Genomic DNA, 24856 nt, shown 5'->3' with positions numbered 1-24856 from the left:
CTATTTAACAGGGTTTAAGTCACAAGCAATAAAAAAACCCATCACTACGATGGGTTTTTGTGTAATACGTTTTAGTACAATGTATTACAGGCCAGCAGCTTCGCGTAAAGCTTCTGCTTTGTCTGTTTTTTCCCACGGGAATTGTGGGCGGCCAAAGTGGCCATAAGACGCAGTTTGCTGATAAATAGGGTGTAACAAGTCAAGCATGTTGATCAAACCATAAGGACGTAAGTCAAAGAACTCACGCACTAATTGGATGAGTAGAGACTCGTCAACTTTCGCTGTACCAAAGGTTTCCACCATAATTGAGGTTGGCTCAGCAACACCAATCGCGTAAGACACTTGGATTTCACAACGATCAGCCAGGCCAGCCGCAACAATATTTTTTGCAACATAACGTGCTGCATAAGCTGCTGAACGGTCAACTTTTGATGGGTCTTTACCCGAAAACGCACCACCCCCGTGACGCGCCATACCGCCGTAGGTATCAACGATAATTTTACGGCCTGTTAAGCCACAGTCACCCATTGGCCCACCGATAACAAAACGGCCTGTTGGGTTAATAAAGTATTTAGTTTCTTTTGATAACCACTCTGCAGGTAGAACGGGCTTGATGATTTCTTCCATCACTGCTTCATGCAGTTCTTTTTGTTGGATATCTTCAGAATGCTGAGTGGATAAAACAACGGCGTCGATACCCACAATTTTGTTGTTATCGTATTTAAAGGTAACTTGGCTTTTCGCGTCTGGACGCAGCCATGGCAATGTACCATTTTTACGCACTTCTGCTTGGCGTTGAACTAAGCGGTGTGCATAAGTAATCGGTGCTGGCATTAGCACATCAGTTTCATTGGTTGCATAACCAAACATCAGGCCTTGGTCACCCGCACCTTGTTCTGATGGGTCTGTACGGTCAACACCTTGGTTGATATCAGGAGACTGCTTACCAATGGCACTTAAAACAGCACAAGAATTGGCATCAAAGCCCATATCTGAACTGGTGTAACCAATTTCACGAACCGTTTTGCGTGTGATTTCTTCAATATCAACCCAAGCACTGGTGGTGATTTCTCCCCCGACCATTACCATACCTGTTTTGACGTAGGTTTCGCAGGCAACGCGAGCTTTTGGGTCTTGTTCAAGAATAGCATCAAGTACTGCGTCAGAGATTTGATCCGCAATTTTGTCTGGATGCCCTTCTGATACAGACTCAGAAGTAAAGAGATGTGTAGCCATGAGATTAATACCTTAAGAATTCGCAGAATTTATAGTTGGATGTTTTAACATCTAGACGGCTATTTTAGTCCTATGAAGTAAAAATTTCTACCTGTATTTATACAAAAAACGAATAGAGGCACAAATTAACTATCATCTCCTAGGCGTAATCCCTACTAACACGCCATAAACTAAGCAAAATCGCTTTGAATCCTTAAGGAAAGGGAGGTTTATTTTATTTGGCTATTTTTCACTTAAAGACCATGTAATGTGAATACATTGAAGAGCTATTTTTGCTTATTAGGTGCCCTGATTAATCGCTCGATTTATTGTTGTTAAAATATTATCGCAATTTCGGCATTTTGCTTTTGCTTTTTGCGCCCAATAGATGTATAAACTGCGACCGTAACGGATGGTTGTTTTTCCCCGTTATATACCAGTAGGTCAAAAGAATGTACCTGCTATCTATCAGGAATGTTTATAAACTTTTGAATTTCAATAAAATACAAGGTGATATAGCTTAAATCAACAGGTCAGCCTGCCAAAATAGTGCTACAACATTGAAATCTGAAGGGGCTAAACAGTTATATTGGGGGTTAATGGGGAATGATCCATAATCTACTGAATAACAGTATCCAACCGTCATATGCGGATCGCCGCGTGACTTTGGCGTTTACTTTCCTGTCATTCTTTACTTCATCACGAAGTTACCGTCACATCTTTAATACACCTTCAAGGCTGAGTCATTAATTTGTCAGCTTAAGGTCGTATATTGTCACTGTTTAGAATTCTAAGCACTTTTTATTAAAATCTGAGTATTGCCGTTTCCTCCGATATAACTGCTTGCCAGTGCTATGTCTTTACTGACATATATCAGGACTGAGAGCGCGCCACTCACCCCTCCATACAGGAGTTTATTATGAATGATAATATCGCACGCAAAATGCGCCAGACCTATAACATTGCGTATTGGGGCGGTGGTTACTATCAGGTGAATGAGCGCGGAAATGTCTGTGTTTGCCCAAACCCTGAAAACCCTGACACTTTTGTTGATCTTGCTGAATTAGTTAACCAAGTCAAAGAAGAACAAGAGCATCTGCGTTTGCCTGCATTGTTCTGTTTTCCTCAAATCTTACAGCACCGTCTGCGTTCAATTAATGCCGCATTTAGGCGTGCTCGTGAATCCTATGGCTATAAAGGCGACTATTTTTTGGTTTATCCAATTAAGGTAAATCAGCAGCGCCGCGTGATTGAGTCATTGGTTAATTCAGGAGAACCATTAGGGCTTGAGGCAGGTTCGAAAGCGGAACTTATGGCGGTACTCGCCAACGCAGGCAAAACACAAACCGTCATCGTCTGTAATGGTTATAAAGACCGTGAATATATTCGCTTAGCGTTAATCGGGGAAAAACTGGGTCATAAGGTTTATCTTGTGATCGAGAAAATGTCTGAAATTGAGATGGTGTTAAAAGAAGCGGAAAGCTTGAATGTGACACCTCGGTTAGGTGTGCGTGCACGTTTAGCCTCTCAAGGATCAGGTAAATGGCAAGCTAGTGGTGGCGAGAAATCAAAATTTGGTTTGGCGGCTACGCAGGTTCTGCAATTAGTGGAAATTTTACGCAATGCGAATCGCTTAGATAGCCTGCAATTACTGCATTTCCATTTAGGCTCACAAATGGCCAATATTCGTGATATCGCCACAGGCGTTCGTGAATCTGCCCGTTTTTATGTGGAGTTGCATCGTTTAGGCGTCAATATTCAATGCTTTGATGTGGGTGGCGGTTTAGGCGTTGACTATGAAGGAACACGTTCGCAGTCCGATTGTTCAGTAAACTATGGCTTGAACGAGTACGCGAATAATGTGATTTGGGCAATTGGCGATGCGTGTGAAGAATTTGACCTTCCACATCCAACCGTCATTACGGAATCAGGCCGTGCATTGACAGCACACCACACTGTGTTGGTCTCGAATGTTATCGGTGTTGAACGTAACGAATTTACCAAGACCTCACCGCCAGATGAAGACGCACCACGGTCGCTGGTATCACTGTGGGAAACATGGGAATCTATGCAGCACCAAGGCAATAGTCGGTCCCTGCGTGAATGGCTGCATGATAGTCAGTTCGACTTGCAAGAAGCCCATACCCAGTATGCTCATGGCGTACTTGATTTAACTCAACGCGCATGGGCAGAAGAGCTATACCTCAATATTTGCCGTCGTATCCAGCAAGACTTAGACCCAAGTAACCGTGCTCATCGTCCAATCATCGATGAACTACAAGAGCGCATGGCAGATAAGTTCTATGTGAATTTCTCGTTATTTCAATCTCTACCAGATTCATGGGGGATTGACCAAGTTTTCCCAGTGTTACCGATTGAAGGCTTAGACAAGCCGTTAGACCGTCGTGCTGTGCTCTTAGATATCACGTGTGACTCTGATGGGATCATCGACCATTACGTTGATGGTGATGGTGTCGAAACCACGATGCCAATGCCAGCCTATGATCCAGAAAATCCACCAATGATTGGTTTCTTTATGATAGGCGCCTATCAAGAAATCTTAGGCAACATGCATAACCTATTCGGAGATACTGCCGCAATTGACGTGTGGGTCGATAGCCAAGGTAATATTCGTTACCTACAAAGTGAAGAAGGTGACTCAGTGGCAGATATGCTGCAATACGTCAAACTAGTGCCAGAGGTACTGTTAGACAGCTTTACAGAGCAAGTCAAAGGTACAGGACTGAGTGAGCAACTGCAAAAAGACTTTGTGGCAGAATTCGAAAATGGGTTGTATGGTTATACCTATCTCGAAGACGAATAAATGCGCGTCATATTTCGCACTGTCGCGGTGTTGGCTTCGTTTGCCAACCCTAGTCACATACTTATGTATGCGCGTCATATTTCGCACTGTCGCGGTGTTGGCTGCATTCGCCAACCCTAGTCACATACTTATGTATGCTCCTAGGGCTTGGCTCATTTTGCCGCCTAGCGACAGCACGAACTATTTAGCGCATTAAAATAGTGAATAGATAATAACTTTATGCAAATAACATAATTTGTTTATTATTTATACTGCGCGAAGTTGATTAGGTAAAAAACATTCGAACCAAATATTAAAGGGGCTTGCTAATGGGCGGGTCTATTTTGAGGAATAAAAATGATTAATAGTACATTAGGTAATCAAGTTGATAATTCACTGGTGTCTAACGCATTTGGTTTTTTACGTTTTCCACTGAATTTTCAACCCTATAGCTCAGACGCTGAGTGGGTTATTACAGGTGTGCCATTTGATATGGCAACCTCAGGCCGTGCAGGTAGCCGTCATGGGCCTGCGGCAATCCGTCAAGTATCGACCAACCTTGCATGGGAAAGCCACCGCTGGCCGTGGAACTTCAAACTGACAGAACGTTTAAACGTGGTAGACTGCGGCGATGTTGTGTTTGCTTTTGGTGATGCACAAGACATGTGCGATAAACTGCAAGCGCATACTGAAAAACTGTTAGAGTCAGGCAAACGTTGCTTAACCTTTGGTGGTGATCATTTTGTCACTCTGCCATTGTTACGTGCTCATGCAAAACACTTCGGCAAAATGGCGCTAGTGCATTTTGATGCTCACACTGACACTTACGGCAACGGTAGCCAATATGACCATGGCACTATGTTTTATCATGCACCAAAAGAGGGGCTGATTGACCCAACTCGCTCAGTACAAATTGGTATTCGTACTGAGCACGATAGCGACAACGGCTTCACCGTGTTAGATGCAGGGCAAGTGAATGACCGCGGTGTGGACGAGATGGTTGCTCAAATTAAAGAGATCGTGGGTGATATGCCAGTGTACTTAACTTTCGATATTGACTGCCTTGACCCAGCCTTTGCGCCAGGAACAGGAACGCCAGTCGTTGGGGGGTTAACATCAGACCGTGCGCTGAAATTACTGCGTGGTTTGCAGCCATTAAACATCGTCGGGATGGATTTAGTGGAAGTTGCTCCTGCTTATGACCAATCTGAAATCACCGCATTAGCCGCGGCATCGATTGCTTTAGAAATGCTGTATATTCAAGCATCTAAAAAATAACTATCCGTTTATAACGATATAGTTAGCTATCATGAAGCCACCAATTTGGTGGCTTTTTTATGTTAGCATATTCACCAATCGTGTATTGAATAGCGGAGTTTCGCACTTTTTGCTCACTTATTTGAGAATGATTTTTATTAGCAAATACCTGTTAATTTATGAATTCGTGTACTTTTCGTTGGTAAATAAAATAAATATCGCTATCAGATAGTGAAATGTTTTTTATAAGTTTTAAAAGGTAGATTAAAATCATTTCTTTGTAACTTATTGTTATTATTGTTAACTTATAAGCCATGGTGGACTAGTCACTTTGGCTATGAATAAGTAGGAGAACAGTATGGCTTTAAATAACAAAGTTATTTTAGTGACCGGAGCGGCACAGGGAATTGGTCGTGGTATTGCATTGCGTTTAGCAAAAGAAGGTGCGGATATTGCACTGGTCGATTTGAAAAAAGACAAACTGCAAGATGTGGCGAAAGAAATTGAAGCGTTAGGTCGTAAAGTCACGACGTTTGCTGCGGATATTAGCCAGCGTGACCAAGTGTTTGCTGCGGTTGCTCATGCAGAAGCTGAGCTAGGTGGTTTTGATGTAATGATCAACAACGCAGGGATTGCGCAAGTTAAGCCAATTGCAGAAGTTCGCCAAGAAGATATGGACTTAATCTTTAAAATCAACGTAGATGGCACTATGTGGGGCATTCAAGCTGCCAGTGAAAAATTCCAAGAGCGTAAGCACAAAGGGAAAATCATTAATGCCTCTTCCATTGCAGGCCATGACGGTTTCGCTATGTTAGGTGTATATTCTGCGACCAAATTTGCGGTGCGTGCTTTAACACAAGCGGCAGCGAAAGAGTACGCAAGTTCAGGTATTACCGTAAATGCGTATTGCCCAGGTATTGTTGGGACAGACATGTGGGTGGAAATCGATGAGCGCTTTGCTGAAATTACAGGCGCGCCAAAAGGTGAGACTTACAAAAAATATGTTGAAGGTATCGCATTAGGCCGTGCTCAAACTCCTGATGATGTCGCGGGCTTAGTGGCGTTCTTAGCAAGCGATGACTCTGACTATATTACAGGACAATCTATCCTGACGGATGGCGGGATTGTTTACCGTTAATAGAAGTTAGTAATATTAGGATGGCAATGATAGCCGCTGTGAATTATTCACCGCGGCTTTTTGCGTTATGCGGCGTGGTTTTGCAGGTCAGTTAAAATAGCGTCGGCTTGTGTCCAAAGCAAGGAACCGCCTTCTTGTGTGTATAAATGATGGCTACAGTTGAAAAAACGGTCGGCCAAAATATCACCAAAATCAGGAGAGTGTACGGTGCTCATATCTAATTCACCATACCATAATGAGGTTGGGCAGGTGATGTCTTCAGGGGTGAACTTCCAGTTCTGCAGGGAAAGTAATAAATCTTGCACATAGCCTTGATTGCCTTGAGAAAAAGCACGGCGTATACAATCGGTATAGGCCTCTAAAAAATGCGCTTCATTGTATAATTGTTGGTCAATTTCTGCACTGCAATTGAGAATAAACGCCAATAGCCATTCTCCAGTGACATTTTTTTGTAACCAGTCGGATAAGTTCTCAGGTGTATTCAGTGCTTGTTCCTGCATATTCACTACGTCAGCGGTTAATTTAGCGCGAGTCGCAGGGTATTCGAATTGGTCTTGCCCAGACACAATCGAAAGGGATGCAGGCTGGCAATAATGGGCAACCGCCATCGCGAAAACACCACCTTGGGAAAAACCCAGTACCGAAAATTGGTTAATTGCTAGGTTATCAAGTAGTGCTTGAATATCGGATGCAAAGCTTTTTAATGATTTTTGGGCGTGAAAAGTGGAATCACCAAGGCCAGCACGTTCTGGCACAATTAAGCGAATGTTGTATTTTTCCAGCAAATCTAAGCCAAAGCCAAGGTTGCCACTCATTCCTGCACCAGTACAAAAAATAACAGGAAAACCTGTTTTGGGCCCTGATTCAAACCAGCAAAGTTGACGGCCATCAGAGAGCGTCATGAAGTGTTGGCGTGGGTTAATCAACGGCACATTGTACATGGTAAATTCCTAAAACAGGCAGAGACAGATTGGGTGATAAGATAGGTCAGTTAATAATTATTCAAACTGGCATTGTTATAGTTGCAATTTTAAAGTATTAAAGAGGTAAATTGCAAAATATTAGCTGAATAATTAGCTAAAAGGAGTAAAAATGGCGTTTTCAGAGTCAGAAAAACAGGTTCTATTAGCGGTTAAAGGCGTGGGGCCGATGGTGATCAGCCGTTTAGAACAGATGGAGTTCTCATCATTGGCTCAGCTTAGTGAAGCATCTTATGATGAAATTTTAATTGCTGGTGCTGCACTGACAGGTTCAAGTTGCTGGAAAAATAGCCCGCAAGCTAAGAGAGCAGTTGAAGGGGCTATCTTAGCTGCAAAGCAAGCGCTTGAATCAGAGCGTTAATCTACTTTGTGTTTCATTTTCCATTTTTTGCTACGCAGGATATTGAGCATTTGAACGGCCATGGAAAAGAACATTGCGAAATAGATATACCCTTTAGCAACATGAACTTGAACGCTTTCGAGTATCAGTGTAAAGCCGACTAAAATTAAAAAAGAGAGCGCGAGAATTTTAACGGATGGGTAGCGTTCGACAAAATCACCAATACTTTTTGCGGCTAACATCATGATAAGCACTGCAATAATCACTGCGGCCATCATAATAAACAGATGGTCCGAAAGTCCCACAGCGGTGATAACGGAATCGAGGCTAAAAATAATATCTAACAATGCAATTTGTACAATAGCACCCCAAAATGAATGCACTTGCCGCTGCGCAAGATTGTTTTCGTCCTCTCCTTCAATGGTTTCAAAGATTTCTTGGCTGGCTTTCCATATAAGGAAAATTCCCCCTGCACATAAAATGATATCTCGAGCGGAAACAACATGGTCTGCAATGGTGAATAACGGGGTTGTGAGGCGTGATAACCAGGCAATTGAGGCTAATAAGGCAAGGCGCATGACCATCGCTGCAATTAGCCCTGTACGCCGGGCACTATTTTGTTGGTGAGCGGGGAGCTTACTCACTACGATACTCAAAAAAATAATATTATCGATACCTAAAACAATTTCCAAAATGGTTAGAGTGGCAAGTGCCATCCAAGCATTGGGGTCGAGTATCCATTCAAACATCTGTGTACCTTTTACTATGAAACAGGGATAAATGTTTATCGTCTGCTTTGGTACAGGCGACACCTTGTTGATTACGCGAGATTAAAATGCCGAGCTAACAGTGGGGCGGTAAAATCTTTTTTAAGGTAAAAGCCGCGAGGAAGCGTCATAATGGGTTGGCCAAACTCACCAATGGCTTCTGTCAGTGCCTTATTGTTTGCCGCTTTTGGGCGGATTTGTAGGACTTGCCCATGGCGTGCCGTAATTGTTTCGACTTTTCCCAACACAATCAAATCCATTAACTCCTCCCAATCTTGCCGTAGTAACTGTTCCTCAAGCGGAGATGGGCTCCAAATTAATGGGTTAGCGACCCGACGTTCCGCTAAGGGAATTTGGCGTTCACCTTCAATAGGAAACCACAGTATACGCGATAGTTTACGCCGTACATGGCTATTTTCCCATGTTAAACCGCTGTTCCCTGTTAAAGGGGCTACAGAGACAAAGGTTGTTTCGAGAGGAACGCCATGGCGGTCGATAGGGATAGTTTTGAGCTCAATGCCAATGTGGGCAAAATCTTGCTCCGCCTTACTCCCTGCACTCGCCCCTAAATAATATTCAAGTAGCATGCCTACCCAGCCTTTATCACGTTTTAGGTCAGGGGGGATAGGGACACTGGCAAATTGAGCGAGCTCACCTAATGTATAGCCGGCAAGCGCTTGAGCCCGACTCATTAAAGTAGCTTCGTTATCTGGCGGCTGTGGTGGTGTAAATGACATAATTCTCTAAAAATTAGGTGTATAAAAAACAGTCAAAAATAATTCAAACAATTAAGAGAGTATAACACTTTTTCATGATTATTTTTAACTGCATGATATATATGTAGTTAATGCTTTTTATCCAACGGTATTAAATTTTGTTTATCGGGTTATTCATGTTCATCCCAAGATAATCACAGGATCATGCACTAGGTTATCCACAGGTTTTCTGGATAACTGTGTAAAACAGTGATTACTGTGTGTATTTACAGCCTTGACGAATGGGGTTTTATGACTTCCGTCACAAAAAGTGAGTAAGTTAAACACATTAGTTGTGGATAAATACGACGTTGATTGATATTTACTCAGTTAAAGTCCTAAGCTTTTTAGTTAAAAAATCAACCAGTGGATAATGTGTTTTTTTGGGCTTTATTTCTTTGATTTATCAACGTTTATTGGATTTTAATTATTTTTGATAAAAACCTGATTTGGGGATATACCCTGATTGCTATAGGGTTGTTCACATGGATATCCACAGAAAAAGTGAATAACATCCTTATTATTCACCTTGGCTGTTTATAACTATCATAAATTAGACAGGTTATCCTCAGAAGGCTTAAACCATGCGGATTTAAAATCAAACCAACCAAAGGTATTCATCCTAACGCCGCGCATAGTGCGTTGACCTTGTAACTCAAGCCAGTGGTGAAATATAGGATGAAAGATTTGTGAGTCAATCAAGCTTTCACACCACGCTTCGACATCAAAAGTATTATCTCGCCATTGATTTAATTGCGTATCGAGGCTATCACCAAGGCATTGGCGTAATAGTGGCATTTCATACAAAGTGGCAAAGATAGAAAACTCAAGGGGTTTAAAAAAATTGGCGGTGGCTAGCCAAATATCACTTTGAGAATTGCCGTTAAACCAGTCATCATAGTCAATAATGTTGATTTTTAACTCGACCCCTTGTTCATGCAACACTCGCTTCATAATTTGGCTGATTGCGTAGAATTCATGGTGATTATGGTAAAACGTCACAGTGAGTTCGGAGAGGTCTTCTGGTTTAGGAAATAGCGTGAGCATTTTACTGTGGTGCCAGTGCAGTAATAGGCCATAAGCAGGTGCCCAGTGGCGCTGATAGAACGGTTCACAATGGGCAAGCAAATTCACGGGTGTGAGGAAGCTGCATAGCCATTTGCGAACGTCTTCCCGCTGTGATAACTCAGAGCGTTGATCCATCAATAAAAAATAACAGCCTTCTTCCATACGGCTTTCTAAGGAATCATTATGGTGTTTATCACCATCCATTTTTAAAGTGGTACACACCATTTGTTCTGAAAGTTCAGGTACAACCCAAATAGTGACTTCATCCAATAGGGCGCGATAACCAAAGTAGCGGTCAAAGGCGGTAATGGTTAGCTTTTGAGGTAGGTTTTTATCAACTTGGTAGGGGCCAGTGCCAATAGGACAGCGGTTAAAGTTTTCTAGGCTTTCCCACTCTTTAGGTAAAATAGCCGCATGGTGACTACCTAACAACCAAGGCAGTTGTTTATCAGGCTGGTTTAACTGAATATCAATGACATAAGGCTGCGGTGAACTCACTGATTGAATATGGGAAAATAGCGGCCAGCACTGTTTTAAACGTAATAATGAGTAAATAATATCTTCCGCAAGCATTTCCCGCCCATGATGGAAATAGATAGCAGGGCGTAAATAGAAACGCCAATGGGTGTCACTGATGTCCTGCCAATGGTGAGCTAGCCCATCTTCTACTTCCCCTTTTTCCTCATTTATATGAGTTAACCCATTAAAAATTTGGCTCATTAAATGAATTTCGGAGCGGCGCATAGGGGCTCCAGGCAATAAATTGGGGAAATCACGGTAATAAATAATGCGTAAAAGGTTTTTTCCTTGCCGATAGCTGCGCTCTAATTCGGAAAGCACCATTTGTCGGATCGTTTCTTTATCACCCACTAACGCCACGAGTTTTTCAATGCTTTCCTCTTTAAGCAACTGTTCTGCTTGGGCTTGCTGAAGTTCTAACCCATTCACATGGAAAATAAGTGTAGAACGCTTGCCTCGACCAGATTCGGCTTGCCAACTTAACCAACCATGGCCTTGCATATTATTTAATAACGTTCGTACATGACGGCGCGAACAGAACAAGATATCAGCAATATCCTGCAACGTGGTTTCACTGTCGTGCCCTTGAAAATGTTGCCAGAGGCGAACGAATTGTGTTTGTAAGCGTGTATTAGACATAAAAGAGGAACTCCGGCAAAAATTGCATCAATTTTAATTTCCTAATATCTGCGGATAATAGGTGGCAGTAAGTAGCTCGTTTGGCGTGCAATTGCAGGCCGACTCCCCCATTTAGAGTAGTGGTGTCTGTCACCAAGCCGGTTTTTACCGGCTTTTTTTTATTTTTTCGTCATATTTCACGTTATGGCTGTGTTGGCTTCGTTCAGCCACCTTCGTCACATACTTATTTTTTCGTCATATTTTGCGCCATGGCTGTGTTGGCTTCACTCAGCTACCCTAGTCACATACTGGTGTATGCTCCTAGGGATATCTTCATTTTGCCGCCTTGCCACAACACAAACTATTTAGAAAAAATTGTTAGTTGTTAATTGTTAATTGTTAATTGTTAATTGTTCATGGGCATTCGTTTAACTAATTATACAGGAAGAAATTAATGGGGAAGTGATCTTTGAGGGGGAAAAAGTGTAAAGAACGAAGAGTTCCGCATTTTTGAAGCGAAAAGCAGCAATATCAGTAAAAAGAGGGGAGAAAAGCGGAACTACGCCCACGGAAGTAGGCGTAGTGCAAAGACTAGTTCATAAAGGACGGGATTTGTTGCTCATAATTTTTTATTTGGTCGACATGCTGCAATGTCAGGCCAATACTATCTAAGCCATTCATCATGCAATGACGGCGGAAACTGTCAATTTCAAAATGATAGGTTTTATCCCCTGCGGTGACCGTTTGTGCTTCTAAATCAACAGTAAACTGGCAACCTTCGTGGCTGTTGACGTAGTTAAACATCTCATCCACTTCTTGCTCGCTTAATTTGATTGGCAACAGTTGGTTATTGAATGAGTTGCCGTAAAAAATATCTGCGAAGCTTGGTGCAATAACGACTTGGATGCCAAAATCCGTCAGTGCCCATGGTGCATGTTCACGAGACGATCCGCAGCCAAAGTTTTCGCGGGCTAACAAAATACTCGCCCCTTTGAATACCGGTTTATTTAGTACAAAATCAGGGTTAGGCTGCTGACCATTCTCATCTAAAAAACGCCAGTCATTAAATAAATGTTGACCAAAACCTGTGCGGGTGACTTTTTGTAAAAATTGCTTTGGAATAATCGCGTCTGTGTCCACATTCGCGGCGTCTAAAGGAGCAACAATGCCCACATGGGTGATTAACTTGTCCATTTTTCTCTCCTTTAAATCTGAATATCGCGAACATCGGCGAAATGACCATTAATCGCCGCCGCAGCTGCCATTGCAGGGCTGACTAAATGGGTGCGACCTGCACGGCCTTGGCGACCTTCAAAGTTACGGTTACTGGTTGACGCGCAGCGTTCACCTGGATTTAAGCGGTCATTGTTCATGGCTAAGCACATGGAGCAGCCAGGTAACCGCCATTCAAAGCCTGCATCAATAAAAATTTTATCCAAACCTTCTTGTTCTGCTTGGGCTTTTACAGGTCCCGATCCCGGAACCACAATAGCTTGTACGCCATCAGCCACTTTTTTGCCTTTAGCAATTGCTGCGGCTGCACGTAAATCTTCAATACGTGAGTTAGTACATGAACCGATAAACACTTTATCGATTTTGACATCAGATAACTTAATACCTGATTGTAACCCCATATAGGCTAACGCTTTTTCAGCAGATGCGCGCTCAACAGGATCCGCAAAAGACTCTGGTGCAGGGATCGGTTGGTTGATTGCAATCACTTGCCCTGGGTTGGTTCCCCAAGTCACTTGTGGTGCAATGCTGCTAGCTTGAATAGTGATGACTTTATCAAATTTAGCATCATCATCCGTTTTTAAGGTCTTCCAATAAGCAACTGCGTCATCCCATTGCTGGCCTTTTGGTGCAAACTGACGGCCTTTCATGTAATCAAATGTTGTCGCATCTGGTGCGATAATACCTGCTTTTGCGCCCAATTCGATGGCCATATTACAAACCGTCATGCGGCCTTCCATACTCAGGTTTTCAATGGCTTCACCACAAAACTCAACAATATAGCCTGTACCACCTGCGCTGCCTGTTGTACCAATGATCGCCAAAACAATATCTTTTGCTGTAATGCCTGCAGGAGCCTTGCCGACCACTTCAATTTTCATCGTTTTTGCACGAGCTTGCTTCAGTGTCTGGGTCGCCATAACATGCTCAACTTCTGACGTACCGATGCCAAACGCTAATGCACCAAAAGCACCATGGGTTGCGGTATGTGAGTCCCCACACACAATCGTCATACCTGGTAAAGTAATACCTTGCTCTGGCCCCATAACATGTACAATACCTTGGTATGGGTGGTTCAAATCATACAGGGTGACGCCAAACTCTTTGCAGTTTTTCATCAATTCTTGCATTTGAATACGCGCCATATCACCACAAGCATTGATGTCTTTGGTTTGGGTGGACACGTTATGATCCATCGTAGCAAATGTTTTATTTGGTTGATGCAATGGACGGTTTTTGGTTCTTAACCCATCAAACGCCTGTGGAGAGGTGACTTCGTGTACCAAATGACGGTCGATATAAATCAAAGGGATTTCATTTTCGACTTCACGTACCACGTGAGCATCATATAATTTTTGATATAAAGTTTTGGCCATGATTAAACCCCTTGTGCAATATAACGAGCAATAACATCGCCCATTTCACTGGTACTGATTGATTTGCCCGCACCCGCTAAATCGGATGTTCTGTGGCCATCTTCTAATGCTTTGTTAACTGCACGCTCTATTGCATCAGCAGCATCGGCTTGGTTTAAGCTAAAGCGTAATAACATTGAGGCAGATAAAATTTGGGCAATTGGGTTTGCAATATTTTTACCTGCGATATCAGGCGCTGAGCCGCCGGCTGGTTCATATAAACCAAAACCGTCTGCATTTAAGCTCGCCGATGGCAACATGCCCATCGAGCCTGTGATCATTGCGCACTCATCAGAGATAATGTCGCCAAATAAGTTAGAACATAAAACCACATCAAACTGAGATGGTGCTTTAATCATTTGCATCGCGGCGTTATCGATATACATATGATTAACTTCGACATCAGGGTATTCTTTGGCGATTTGGTTGACAACTTCACGCCATAATACAGAGCTTTGCAAGACGTTTGCTTTATCGATTGAAGTCACTTTATGTGTACGTTTACGCGCAGATTCGAATGCGATACGTGCAATACGCTCGATTTCGTAACGATGATACACTTCGGTATCAAACGCATATTCTTCACTGCCTTCGCCTTTGCGGCCTTTTGGTTGGCCGAAGTAAATCCCACCCGTTAATTCACGAACACACAGAATATCAAAGCCTTGTGCAGCGATATCTGCACGTAACGGGCAAAATGCCTCTAAGGCTTGGTATAAACGCGCAGGGCGCAGGTTGCTGAATAATTTGAAATGCTTACGTAATGGTAATAATGCCCCTCGTTCTGGTTGGCTATCGGGTGGCAAATGTTCCCATTTTGGGCCGCCAACTGAGCCAAACAACACAGCATCAGCTTCTTCACAACCTTTTACCGTCGCTTGCGGCAGTGGTTCACCATGATTATCGATGGCTGCACCACCGACATCATATTCTTTGGTGTTAATCGTAATAGCAAAGCGTTTGCTCACAGCATCCAAGACTTTATGTGCTTGTGCCATTACTTCTGGACCGATACCATCTCCCGGTAATACGGCAATTTGATAACTAGACATGGTTACACTGCTTCCTTTGTGTTTGATTGTAATTCTTGGTTTATTTTTTGTTTTTCGATTTCGACTTGTTCAGAACGCCAAATGCTGTTTAAGACGTGAACCATCGCTTTTGCTGAGGATTCAACGATATCTGTCGCTAAGCCCATGCCGTGGAACTTGCGGTTATGGCATTCCACTACGATATCCACTTGGCCTAATGCGTTTTCACCATGGCCTTTTGCAGATAACTGATAAGAAACTAATTTCATTGGGTAATTGGTGATGTTGCTAAAGGCTTGGTAGATAGCATCTACGGGACCATTACCTGTTGCAGCTTCAGATTTCACTTCATCGCCACACTGCATTTTGACGGTTGCGGTTGCCACAATGCTTGAACCAGACTGTGTACTGAAATAATCCATCACAAAGTGGTCAGTTTCATCTTGTTGCTTCGTAAAGAAAGCCAAGGCTTCTAAATCATAATCAAACACTTGACCTTTTTTATCGGCTAAGTTCAAAAACGCGGTATACAACTCATCCAATTTGAAGTCTTTGCCTTCGTGATAGCCCATTTCTTCCATACGGTGTTTCACGGCAGCGCGGCCAGAACGAGAGGTTAAATTTAATTTCTCTGCTTTTAAACCAATTGATTCAGGCGTCATGATTTCGTAAGTTTCGCGATTTTTTAATACGCCATCTTGGTGAATACCCGAGGAGTGGGAAAACGCATTGCTACCAACTACGGCTTTATTGGCTGGGATTGGTGTGTTGCATAATTGGCTAACTAATTGGCTAGTGCGGTAAATTTCTTTGTGATTAATATTGGTATGGACATTTAACATCTGCTCGCGCAATTTAATCGCCATAATGACTTCTTCTAATGCGGTATTACCTGCACGCTCACCTAATCCGTTGATTGTCCCTTCTACTTGACGAGCTCCCGCTTGAACGGCGCTAATAGAGTTTGCGACGGACATACCTAAGTCATCGTGGCAGTGAACGGAAATAATGGCTTTATCAATATTTGGAACACGGTTATACAAATCGGTAATGATACCGCCAAACTGATAAGGTGTTGTGTAGCCTACGGTATCAGGAATGTTAATGGTGGTTGCACCAGCATTAATGGCCGTTTCAACAATACGGCATAAATTGTCAGGGTCTGTACGTCCCGCATCTTCGCAAGAAAATTCAACATCATCTGTGTAGCGTCTTGCCCGTTTGATAGAGTTGATTGCCATATCCATTACACCATCAAACGATTTATTTAATTTTTTCTCCATATGTAAATTGGAGGTGGCTAAGAAGATATGAATACGGAAGGCTTCAGCTACTTTTAAGGATTCTGCCGCAACATCGATATCATTTTCAACACAGCGAGCTAATGCACAGATACGGCTATTTTTAATTTCACGGGCAATAGTTTGAACTGATTCGAAATCGCCAGGTGATGACACAGGGAAACCTGCTTCAATAATATCAACGCCTAAGCGTTCTAATGCGAATGCGATTTGTAATTTCTCTTTTACGGACAAACTTGCTTGTAACGCCTGCTCACCATCACGTAACGTGGTATCAAAAATAATGACTTGGTTGCTCATATTGTGTTCCTCATATCGAATTTTGTTTTAATAAATTGAGTTTATGTTCTTCCAAAGCCGCAGGCATAAAAAAACCCGCGGGTTGCGCGGGTTCTTAATGTTTGTGGACAGTGCCTTTCTATTTTCCGTCCATAAGCATACCGCGCAAATTTAATGCGAGTAGTAGTAGGCTTAGTAGGCGAATAGAAAATGTCATTTTAAACTGTCTCTCATCGGTTTCTAAATTAAACTGTATTTATTGATACGTGATCTTAAAGTTAATGTCAATCATGGATTTCTGACTGTTTTTTACCAATTGTGAATTAAGTTCTTGAGTTAGGGTATGTGACTATTTTCACTAATTTCCATGATGTTTTTGCCTATCTTTTGAGTCTAAACTTAGGGTAAAATTCTTTTAGTGAATTTTATCGGTGTCTTTCATTTGTGTAACTTATTGTTTTTTAAGTTATTGCTTTCTTTTTTGAGTTTAATGATTTGTAAAAAAGATAAAATACATAAAATTGATTACTAAAATCAATATCTGTTGATTAACTTAGTTGTCTAATAAATGAATAAGTAAAAATTAATCTGATAATAAGAATATTTACAGAATCCAAATGCGATTTATTATGATTTCTTCGGGAAATTGTTTTATTATTTTTACTGAGAGTAATCGTGATTCTAATACAAAAATATCACTCATTACCTTGGTGAATGTTTGCGTTTTATAATGATATCTATTCTGTGAATCATAATTAATGAGTAAAGTAATAGAAACGTCGTTTTAATAAATGCAGGGAAAGCGAAATAGCTTACTATCTATAAGTTGTTTCAGAAATAATATTTAACGAGTTTATATATTCGTCGGTTTTTTTAAGATGAATTTGCCTTTTCGTTAATGAAAAATGATAAATATATTTAGTGGAGTAAAAAATGACTGATTTTGATACGATTTCAACAGGTAAAAAAGAAAGCAGCGATATTCACCTACGTAATGTTGATTTAAATTTATTAACTGTTTTTGATGTCGTTATGCAGATGCAAAATGTCACGAAAGCAGCGCAAGTTTTGGGGATGTCTCAACCTGCGGTGAGTAATGCGGTTTCACGTTTAAAGTCAATGTTTAACGATGAACTATTTGTTCGTTATGGTCGTGGTATCCAGCCGACATCGCGGGCAAAACAGCTTTTTGGGCCAGTAAGACAAGCGTTGCAATTAGTGCATAATGAGTTACCTGGCGCGGGCTTTGATCCACAAGATAGCGATCGTGTGTTTAATTTATCGATTTGTTCACCTTTAGATATTCGTCTGGCTGCTATGATTGTTGCAAAGTTTAAAGTGGCCTCACCTAATATTAATGTGTTTATTCATTCATTCTTGGATAATAACATTGCACATCAATTAAAATATCAAGAAATAGATTTCTTTATTGGATATAACCAATTCGAAAAACCCGAATATCAACATCAGATTTTATTTAATGATGAACTGGTATTAGTTACAGCGAATAACCATCCGCGAATTGTTAATTCTATTAAAGAGCATGATTTAGTGAATGAACGACACGCAATTATGTCAATGGACAACATTGGTTCATTCAGCAAACCTTATTATTATAATACTGAATTGTCCCATACTATTAGTTATCAAGGCACTGATCTCAGTAGTGTATTAAATATCGTTGCACAAACCGATTTAGTTGCAATTGCACCTAAATGGTTAGTTGAACATTATACAGGGCAATTGAAATTACGTACTTTACCGTTGCTTTTAGAAAGTCAGTCTCGTCCTTGTTATCTGACATGGCATGAATCAACTGCAAGGGATAAAGGCCACCAATGGATGAAATCACAATTCAGCCAAATGATTACAGAACTCTTGGACCAAGCTGTCGCGGCTTAAGCTAAATACTCTGAATGGAGCCTTGAACTATAAGATTCTTGGCTCCAAGACAAGTTAATTAACTCATTCTAGAAAATACAATGATGAGTTTTGCGGCAAACATAACATTTGCAGAAAATTTACATACAAAAACTTTCCTCCTACGTTATTAGTCGATACACTGCCGATATTCAGCTAACACTTGTAAGCTGAAATGATAAAACGGTTAAGTTCTTGTGAAGATACCGAGTGACTTATATCAATAATGACCGATAGGGAATTAACTTTGATTACTGAAAATCTATATCCATACCATTTAGTTAATCGCTTACGTAGCAGAATCAATGCACACGAATCAGCGAGCCGGATAGCTTTCAGTCAATGGAATAATGGGCAACAAAGCTCATTAACATGGAATGAAGTGGGGGAGCGCATCTCTGCGATTTCTCGCCACCTCTTAGCCTTAGAAGTTTCAACACAGGAAAATATTGGGTTATTTGCCCATAACAGCATGAATTGGTCACTGATTGACTTAGCGTCACTTCAGATTAGAGCTGTAACTGTTCCGCTTTATGCAACCAGCAGTGTTGAACAAGCCGCTTATATTATCAACGATGCCAACATTAAAGTGTTGTTTGTCGGTGAACAAACGCAATATGACATTGCGTGCCAATTGCCTGCGCTTTGCCCGCAATTAAAAATGATTGTCGTCATGGACGAGGGGGTTGAACTGATTGATAACTCAGTGGCAACCTTACACTTGTCGACTTTTATGGTACAAGCACAGCCTGAATACCAAATGGAGCTGGATGCCCGAATTTCAGCCCATAACCTCAGTGATTTATTTACGATTATCTATACATCTGGCACTACAGGTGAGCCAAAAGGCGTTATGTTGGATTACTACAATATGGCTGCCCAACTGTATCTGCACGATGAACGATTACAACTCACCGCCGATGATATTTCGTTAAGCTTCTTACCGCTATCTCATGTGTTTGAGCGCGCCTGGAGTTTCTATGTCATGCACGTGGGGGCACTTAACGTCTATTTAACGGACACCAATTTAGTGCGAGAAGCGCTAGCTGATGTCAAACCAACGGTGATGTGTGCAGTGCCGCGTTTCTATGAAAAAGTTTACAGCGCGGTGCAAAGTAAGGTATCGAAAGCGCCGTGGGTACGAAGAATGCTATTTAAGGTGGCAATTTCCCTTGGTAAACGTCGCATTAAAGCGTTGTCAAAAGGCGGAGTGCCATCATTAACAAATCGGGCTATCTTCCCATTAGCGGATAAACTGGTTTTAAGTAAGATACGCGAGGGGTTAGGAGGGCGTATTCGTTTTATGCCCGCTGCAGGAGCGCGTTTAGATGACGATGTTATTGCCTTTTTCTTATCCGCAGGCGTGGATATTAAATATGGCTATGGTATGTCAGAAACATGTGCGACGGTTTCATGTTGGGAAGAGGGTAAATATCCACTAGGTTCGATTGGTACACCATTATCTTCGGTTGAAGTGCGTATCGGTAAAGATGATGAGATCCAAGTCAAGGGCCCTGTCGTGATGAAAGGTTATTACAATCGCCCGAATGAAACCTTAGACACGTTTACCTCCGACGGTTGGTTAAAAACAGGTGATGCAGGGAAAATTGACGAGCAAGGTAATTTATATATTACGGATAGACTCAAAGACTTAATGAAAACGTCTAACGGCAAGTATATTGCACCTCAAATGATTGAAGGGGTATTAGGCCAAGACAAATTTATTGAGCATATTGCCGTCATTGCCGATGCACGTAAGTTTGTTTCTGCATTGATAGTTCCTTGTTATGACAGCCTAGAAGAGTACGCGCATTCGATTAACTTAAAGTATCGTGATCGCCTTGAGTTACTGAAAGATTCTAATATTGTGGCACTTTTTGAAGCTCGCTTAAAAGAACTTCAAAAAAATATAGAGAATTTTCATCAAGTTAAGCGTTTTACTTTGTTGCCCACTACGTTTTCAATGGAAAAAGGGGAATTAACGCCTACGTTGAAATTACGCCGTAAGATTATTTCTGAACGCTATCAATTAGAAATTGAATCTATGTATCAAGAGTAATTAAGCATTTTATTATCAGGCTTATCTACTTCGGTAGGTGAGCCTGATTTCTATATATTCATTTCATCCATGTTCTTTCTTTTTTCTTATTCATTACTGCCTGCAGTGCAAAATATTTCACGTCGTTAGTTGATTGGAAAATAGTCAATATTTCTTCCGTTTTTTCCATATGCAGTTATTCACTCTGTGAACGATAAATGTTTAAGATGATGTGAAATACTCGCTATTTTTGTGCTGAAATGATGTTTGCTTCGTTTCAGCCAGAGAGATATGTTAATAGCACGCATTAACCTGTTTAAACGATAAAAATAAAGGGGTAATTAATACCTCTTAACTTGCAAATAATGTCTGGGGGCAAACTCATGGAGAAGTTGTCGGGAGCTGAAATGGTCGTCAAATCATTGATTGACCAAGGAGTAAAGCACGTGTTTGGATATCCAGGCGGTGCAGTATTAGATATTTATGATGCGCTTCATACAGTTGGTGGTGTGGAACATATTTTGGTGCGTCATGAACAAGCCGCAGTGCATATGGCCGATGGCTATGCTCGCTCAACAGGGGATGTTGGCGTGGTTCTCGTCACTTCAGGCCCCGGGGCAACTAATGCGATTACTGGCATAGCAACTGCTTATATGGACTCTGTGCCGATGGTGGTGCTATCAGGGCAGGTTGCTAGCTCTTTAATTGGTAATGATGCATTCCAAGAATGTGACATGGTAGGAATATCTCGCCCGATAGTGAAACACAGTTTCTTAATTAAAAGTGCTGAAGAAATTCCTGAGACGATTAAAAAAGCCTTCTACATTGCGGCGAGTGGTCGTCCTGGACCTGTCGTTATCGATTTCCCGAAAGATACGGTAAACCCTGCACTTAAGTTTCCTTATCATTACCCTGAATCTGTTTCTTTACGCTCGTATAACCCTACACTGCAAGGGCACAAAGGGCAGATCAAAAAAGCACTATCTAAATTAGTCGCTGCGAAAAAACCCGTCTTCTATATTGGTGGCGGTGCGATTAACGCCAATTGCTCAGCGGAAATCATTGAACTAGCAGAGTCATTAAAATTGCCTGTTGTATCCACGTTGATGGGCCTAGGGGCATTTCCTGAAACTCATAAGCAATCCGTAGGGATGTTAGGTATGCATGGGACTTATGAAGCAAATAAAGTCATGCATAATTCAGATGTCATTTTTGCTGTTGGCGTGCGGTTTGATGACCGCACTACGAATAATTTAGAAAAATATTGTCCGAATGCGACGGTGATCCAAATTGACGTTGACCCAACCTCAATTTCAAAAACGGTAAATGCAGATATTCCGATTGTTGGTGATGCGAAATCAACCTTAAAACAAATGTTAGGGCAATTAGACCAAGCTTCAGCTAAACAAGATGAAAATGCATTAAAAGATTGGTGGAAAGACATTGAAGAGTGGCGCAAAAAACAGTGTCTACGTTATGAAACCAATCAAACGAAAGTCAAACCACAGCAAGCCATTGAAATGATTTACCGTTTAACAAATGGTGAGGCATATGTGACATCTGATGTTGGTCAGCATCAAATGTTTGCCGCATTATATTATCCTTTTGATAAACCAAGACATTGGATAAATTCGGGTGGCCTCGGCACGATGGGCTTTGGCTTACCCGCTGCATTAGGGGTGAAATTAGCCCATCCAAATTCAACAGTGGTTTGTGTGACGGGGGATGGCAGCATCCAGATGAATATCCAAGAGCTATCAACAGCATTGCAATACGGCTTGCCTGTGTTAGTTCTGAACCTCAATAATGGCTTTTTAGGGATGGTGAAACAGTGGCAGGATATGATTTATCAAGGCCGCCATTCACAATCCTATATGCAATCGCTCCCAGATTTTATTAAATTAGCGCAGGCATATGGCCATGTTGGGATTTCAATTGCTTCTCCTGATGAGCTGGAAGACAAACTCAAGCAAGCGCTTGTGGAAGTGAATGAAAACCAACGCTTAGTATTTGTTGATATCAATATTGATGAAACCGAACACGTTTATCCAATGCAAATCCGTGGTGGAGCAATGGACGAAATGTGGTTGAGTAAAACAGAGAGGACCTGATTATGCGTCGTATTTTATCCGTTTTATTAGAAAATGAATCAGGTGCTTTGTCTCGTGTCATAGGTCTGTTTTCTCAACGTGGTTATAATATTGAAAGTTTGACGGTTGCACCCACTGATGACCCAACGTTGTCACGAATGACTATCCAAACAAAAGGCGATGCGAAAGTTCTTGAGCAAATTGAGAAACAGTTGCACAAGCTGGTGGATGTTCTGCGTGTGAGTGAGCTGACGGCTTCAGCACATATCGAGCGTGAGATCATGTTAGTGAAGCTTCAAGCGTCTGGTTATGGGCGTGATGAAGTGAAACGCTGCGCAGATATTTTCCGTGGGCAAATCGTTGATGTTACACCAACGCTTTATACCGTTCAGCTCGCAGGAACAAGCGATAAACTGGATGCTTTCATCGAATCAGTACGTGGTGTTGCTGAAATTGTTGAAGTTGTACGCTCGGGTATTGTCGGTGTTTCACGTGGTGACAAAATTATGCGGTGAAAAATTTATCTTCCAAAGGTAGAATACTCGGATATAAGGCCTCGAATGACTCGAGGCTGCTCCCGAAATTAAAAAGAGGTTAACGTGAAACTGGATGAGATAGCCCGTCTAGCGGGTGTTTCCCGCACAACGGCTAGTTATGTGATCAACGGCAAGGCCAAGCAGTATCGAGTCAGCGATAAAACTGTTGAAAAAGTGATGGCAGTCGTCAGAGAGCACAATTACCATCCAAATGCAGTTGCTGCGGGGTTACGTGCAGGGCGCACCCGTTCCATTGGGTTAGTGATCCCTGATCTGGAAAATACCAGCTATACACGTATAGCAAATTATCTAGAAAGGCAGGCACGTCAACGTGGCTACCAACTGCTAATCGCGTGTTCTGAAGATCAACCTGACAACGAAATCCGTTGTGTTGAGCACCTTTTACAGCGCCAAGTTGATGCTATTATTGTGTCGACTGCACTTCCGCCAGAGCACCCTTTTTATCAGCGTTGGGCGAACCGTTCACTTCCTATCATCGCACTGGATAGAGCGCTTGAAAAAGAGCACTTTATTAGCGTTGTAGGAGATGACCAAGAAGATGCTTTCATGATTTCAGCTGAATTGCGTAAATTCAAAGCTGAATCGGTATTGTACTTAGGGGCATTACCTGAACTGTCTGTCAGCTATTTACGTGAACAAGGTTTCCGTAAAGCATGGAATGGCGATACGCGTGAACGTGAAGTTGACTATTTGTATGCAAATAGCTACGAGCGAGATTCTGCCGCAGAAGTATTTGCGAATTGGCTCGACAGCGGTAATGAGATGCCAGATGCGTTATTTACAACATCCTTTTCCTTACTCCAAGGCGTACTGGATGTGGCTCTTAAACGTAGTGGCCGTTTGCCTGAGCATATGGTTATTGCGACTTTTGGGGATAACGAATTATTGGATTTCCTCGGTTGCCCTGTGCTGTCACTTGCTCAGCGCCATCGTGATATTGCAGAGCGTATCTTAGAGCTAGTATTAGCTAGCCTCGATGAAAAGCAAAAACCCGATGCGGGTATCACTCGAATTCGTCGTGACTTATGTCGTCGTGGAAGTTTAGGTCGTAAGCAATAAAAGATAGCCGTAACTTTAGGCGATCAGTGTAAAGCCATTCAATAATGAGTGATGTTGATCACGATTATGAGTAATATAAGGGCCCCTATAATGTAGGTGCCCTTTTTTTGTAGGCTAAAAATAAGTAAATATTTAACTTTAGGAATTATCCTAATCGATTATTTATTTATTTTGTAACAAAAGCTAAATGCGATAAAAACAAAAATAAAAAAGGATTTTGCCTAGGTTTGCATTGGGTTGGTCACTGCGCTTGTAATTTTAATACTGTTTATTAAAACAGTTGTTTAGTTCAATGAAATATAACGATTTTATTTTGCTGGAGGGGCGTTTTTATCTTTACAGTGCATCAACACTGTTTTACGAACAGATTAAAAGTAAAGAATTGGTACGAAATACACTGATTAAAAATGAGATAGAGATTGGATTTAGCCTCGTTTGTATGATTTTTAAACAATAAACAGCCACTTTGCTAT

General features: G+C 41.7%; 18 protein-coding genes. 9 read left to right on the top strand and 9 right to left on the bottom strand.

The genetic code is table 11. The annotated features are described in order from the left end of the window. Nucleotides 1–84: 84 nt before the first annotated feature. Nucleotides 85–1236, bottom strand: coding sequence for a methionine adenosyltransferase (gene metK / locus KDJ85_RS08075; protein WP_225819207.1), 1152 nt, complete (start codon nt 1234–1236; stop codon nt 85–87). An 898-nt stretch (nt 1237–2134) separates the two neighbouring features. On the opposite strand from metK, the gene speA reads away from it, so the two are divergent. The 3 genes from speA to KDJ85_RS08060 all read left to right on the top strand — a co-directional run bounded on the left by speA (nt 2135) and on the right by KDJ85_RS08060 (nt 6413). Next, on the top strand, nt 2135–4039 hold the full coding sequence (gene speA / locus KDJ85_RS08070; RefSeq protein WP_206082724.1) for a biosynthetic arginine decarboxylase: 1905 nt from the start codon (nt 2135–2137) through the stop codon (nt 4037–4039). 336 nt (nt 4040–4375) lie between these two features. Continuing rightward, on the top strand, nt 4376–5296 hold the full coding sequence (speB, locus tag KDJ85_RS08065) for an agmatinase (RefSeq protein WP_206082723.1): 921 nt from the start codon (nt 4376–4378) through the stop codon (nt 5294–5296). A gap of 337 nt (nt 5297–5633) precedes the next feature. Continuing rightward, entirely contained in the window at nt 5634–6413 is a 780-nt protein-coding gene (locus KDJ85_RS08060) for an acetoin reductase (RefSeq protein ID WP_047756098.1), read from the top strand. A 65-nt stretch (nt 6414–6478) separates the two neighbouring features. Here the strand turns inward: KDJ85_RS08060 and KDJ85_RS08055 are convergent, their stop codons facing one another. After that, nucleotides 6479–7354: an alpha/beta fold hydrolase gene (locus KDJ85_RS08055; RefSeq protein ID WP_225819206.1), complete on the bottom strand. Its 876-nt coding sequence runs from the start codon at nt 7352–7354 to the stop codon at nt 6479–6481. A 151-nt stretch (nt 7355–7505) separates the two neighbouring features. On the opposite strand from KDJ85_RS08055, the gene KDJ85_RS08050 reads away from it, so the two are divergent. Then, on the top strand, nt 7506–7754 hold the full coding sequence (locus tag KDJ85_RS08050) for a helix-hairpin-helix domain-containing protein (protein WP_225819205.1): 249 nt from the start codon (nt 7506–7508) through the stop codon (nt 7752–7754). Here KDJ85_RS08050 and KDJ85_RS08045 read toward each other — a convergent pair. From KDJ85_RS08045 to leuA, 7 genes are all read right to left on the bottom strand, one after another. Beyond that, entirely contained in the window at nt 7751–8482 is a 732-nt protein-coding gene (locus KDJ85_RS08045) for a TerC family protein (protein ID WP_225819204.1), read from the bottom strand. The genes KDJ85_RS08050 and KDJ85_RS08045 overlap by 4 nt on opposite strands. 71 nt (nt 8483–8553) lie before the next feature. Continuing rightward, nucleotides 8554–9237 (bottom strand): DNA mismatch repair endonuclease MutH, encoded by a 684-nt coding sequence (mutH, locus tag KDJ85_RS08040; protein WP_225819203.1) that lies wholly within the window; start codon nt 9235–9237, stop codon nt 8554–8556. 564 nt (nt 9238–9801) lie between these two features. Then, nucleotides 9802–11481 carry an HTH-type transcriptional regulator SgrR gene (gene sgrR, locus KDJ85_RS08035; RefSeq protein WP_225819202.1) on the bottom strand — a complete coding sequence of 560 codons (1680 nt, stop codon included), beginning with the start codon at nt 11479–11481 and terminating at the stop codon, nt 9802–9804. A 570-nt stretch (nt 11482–12051) separates the two neighbouring features. Continuing rightward, nucleotides 12052–12654: a 3-isopropylmalate dehydratase small subunit gene (leuD, locus tag KDJ85_RS08030; RefSeq protein WP_225819201.1), complete on the bottom strand. Its 603-nt coding sequence runs from the start codon at nt 12652–12654 to the stop codon at nt 12052–12054. Nucleotides 12655–12665: 11 nt separating this feature from the next. Beyond that, nucleotides 12666–14069 (bottom strand): 3-isopropylmalate dehydratase large subunit, encoded by a 1404-nt coding sequence (gene leuC, locus KDJ85_RS08025; protein ID WP_225819200.1) that lies wholly within the window; start codon nt 14067–14069, stop codon nt 12666–12668. Nucleotides 14070–14071: 2 nt separating this feature from the next. Then, nucleotides 14072–15160 (bottom strand): 3-isopropylmalate dehydrogenase, encoded by a 1089-nt coding sequence (gene leuB, locus KDJ85_RS08020; protein ID WP_206082715.1) that lies wholly within the window; start codon nt 15158–15160, stop codon nt 14072–14074. Nucleotides 15161–15162: 2 nt separating this feature from the next. Further along, on the bottom strand, nt 15163–16740 hold the full coding sequence (leuA, locus tag KDJ85_RS08015; RefSeq protein WP_206082714.1) for a 2-isopropylmalate synthase: 1578 nt from the start codon (nt 16738–16740) through the stop codon (nt 15163–15165). Between the two features lie 912 nt (nt 16741–17652). Here leuA and leuO point away from each other — a divergent pair. The 5 genes from leuO to cra all read left to right on the top strand — a co-directional run bounded on the left by leuO (nt 17653) and on the right by cra (nt 24383). Beyond that, nucleotides 17653–18621, top strand: a complete 969-nt coding sequence (gene leuO / locus KDJ85_RS08010; protein ID WP_225819199.1) for a transcriptional regulator LeuO — start codon at nt 17653–17655, stop codon at nt 18619–18621. 244 nt (nt 18622–18865) lie between these two features. Then, complete coding sequence (locus KDJ85_RS08005; protein WP_225819198.1) at nt 18866–20698, top strand: AMP-dependent synthetase/ligase; 1833 nt, start codon at nt 18866–18868, stop codon at nt 20696–20698. A gap of 362 nt (nt 20699–21060) precedes the next feature. Then, the gene (gene ilvI / locus KDJ85_RS08000; protein WP_225819197.1) at nt 21061–22788 is read left to right on the top strand and encodes an acetolactate synthase 3 large subunit; all 1728 of its coding nucleotides are present in this window, start codon (nt 21061–21063) and stop codon (nt 22786–22788) included. Between the two features lie 2 nt (nt 22789–22790). Further along, nucleotides 22791–23282, top strand: a complete 492-nt coding sequence (gene ilvN / locus KDJ85_RS07995) for an acetolactate synthase small subunit (protein WP_206082710.1) — start codon at nt 22791–22793, stop codon at nt 23280–23282. Between the two features lie 84 nt (nt 23283–23366). Beyond that, the gene (cra, locus tag KDJ85_RS07990) at nt 23367–24383 is read left to right on the top strand and encodes a catabolite repressor/activator (RefSeq protein ID WP_225819196.1); all 1017 of its coding nucleotides are present in this window, start codon (nt 23367–23369) and stop codon (nt 24381–24383) included. Nucleotides 24384–24856: the final 473 nt, after the last annotated feature.

Origin of the sequence: Providencia vermicola, assembly GCF_020381325.1 — a bacterium.
In the GTDB taxonomy this organism is placed as follows: Bacteria; Pseudomonadota; Gammaproteobacteria; order Enterobacterales; family Enterobacteriaceae; genus Providencia; species Providencia vermicola.
The sequence above is the reverse complement of the archived record's forward strand: the minus strand, read 5'-3'. Positions and strand labels throughout refer to the sequence as shown.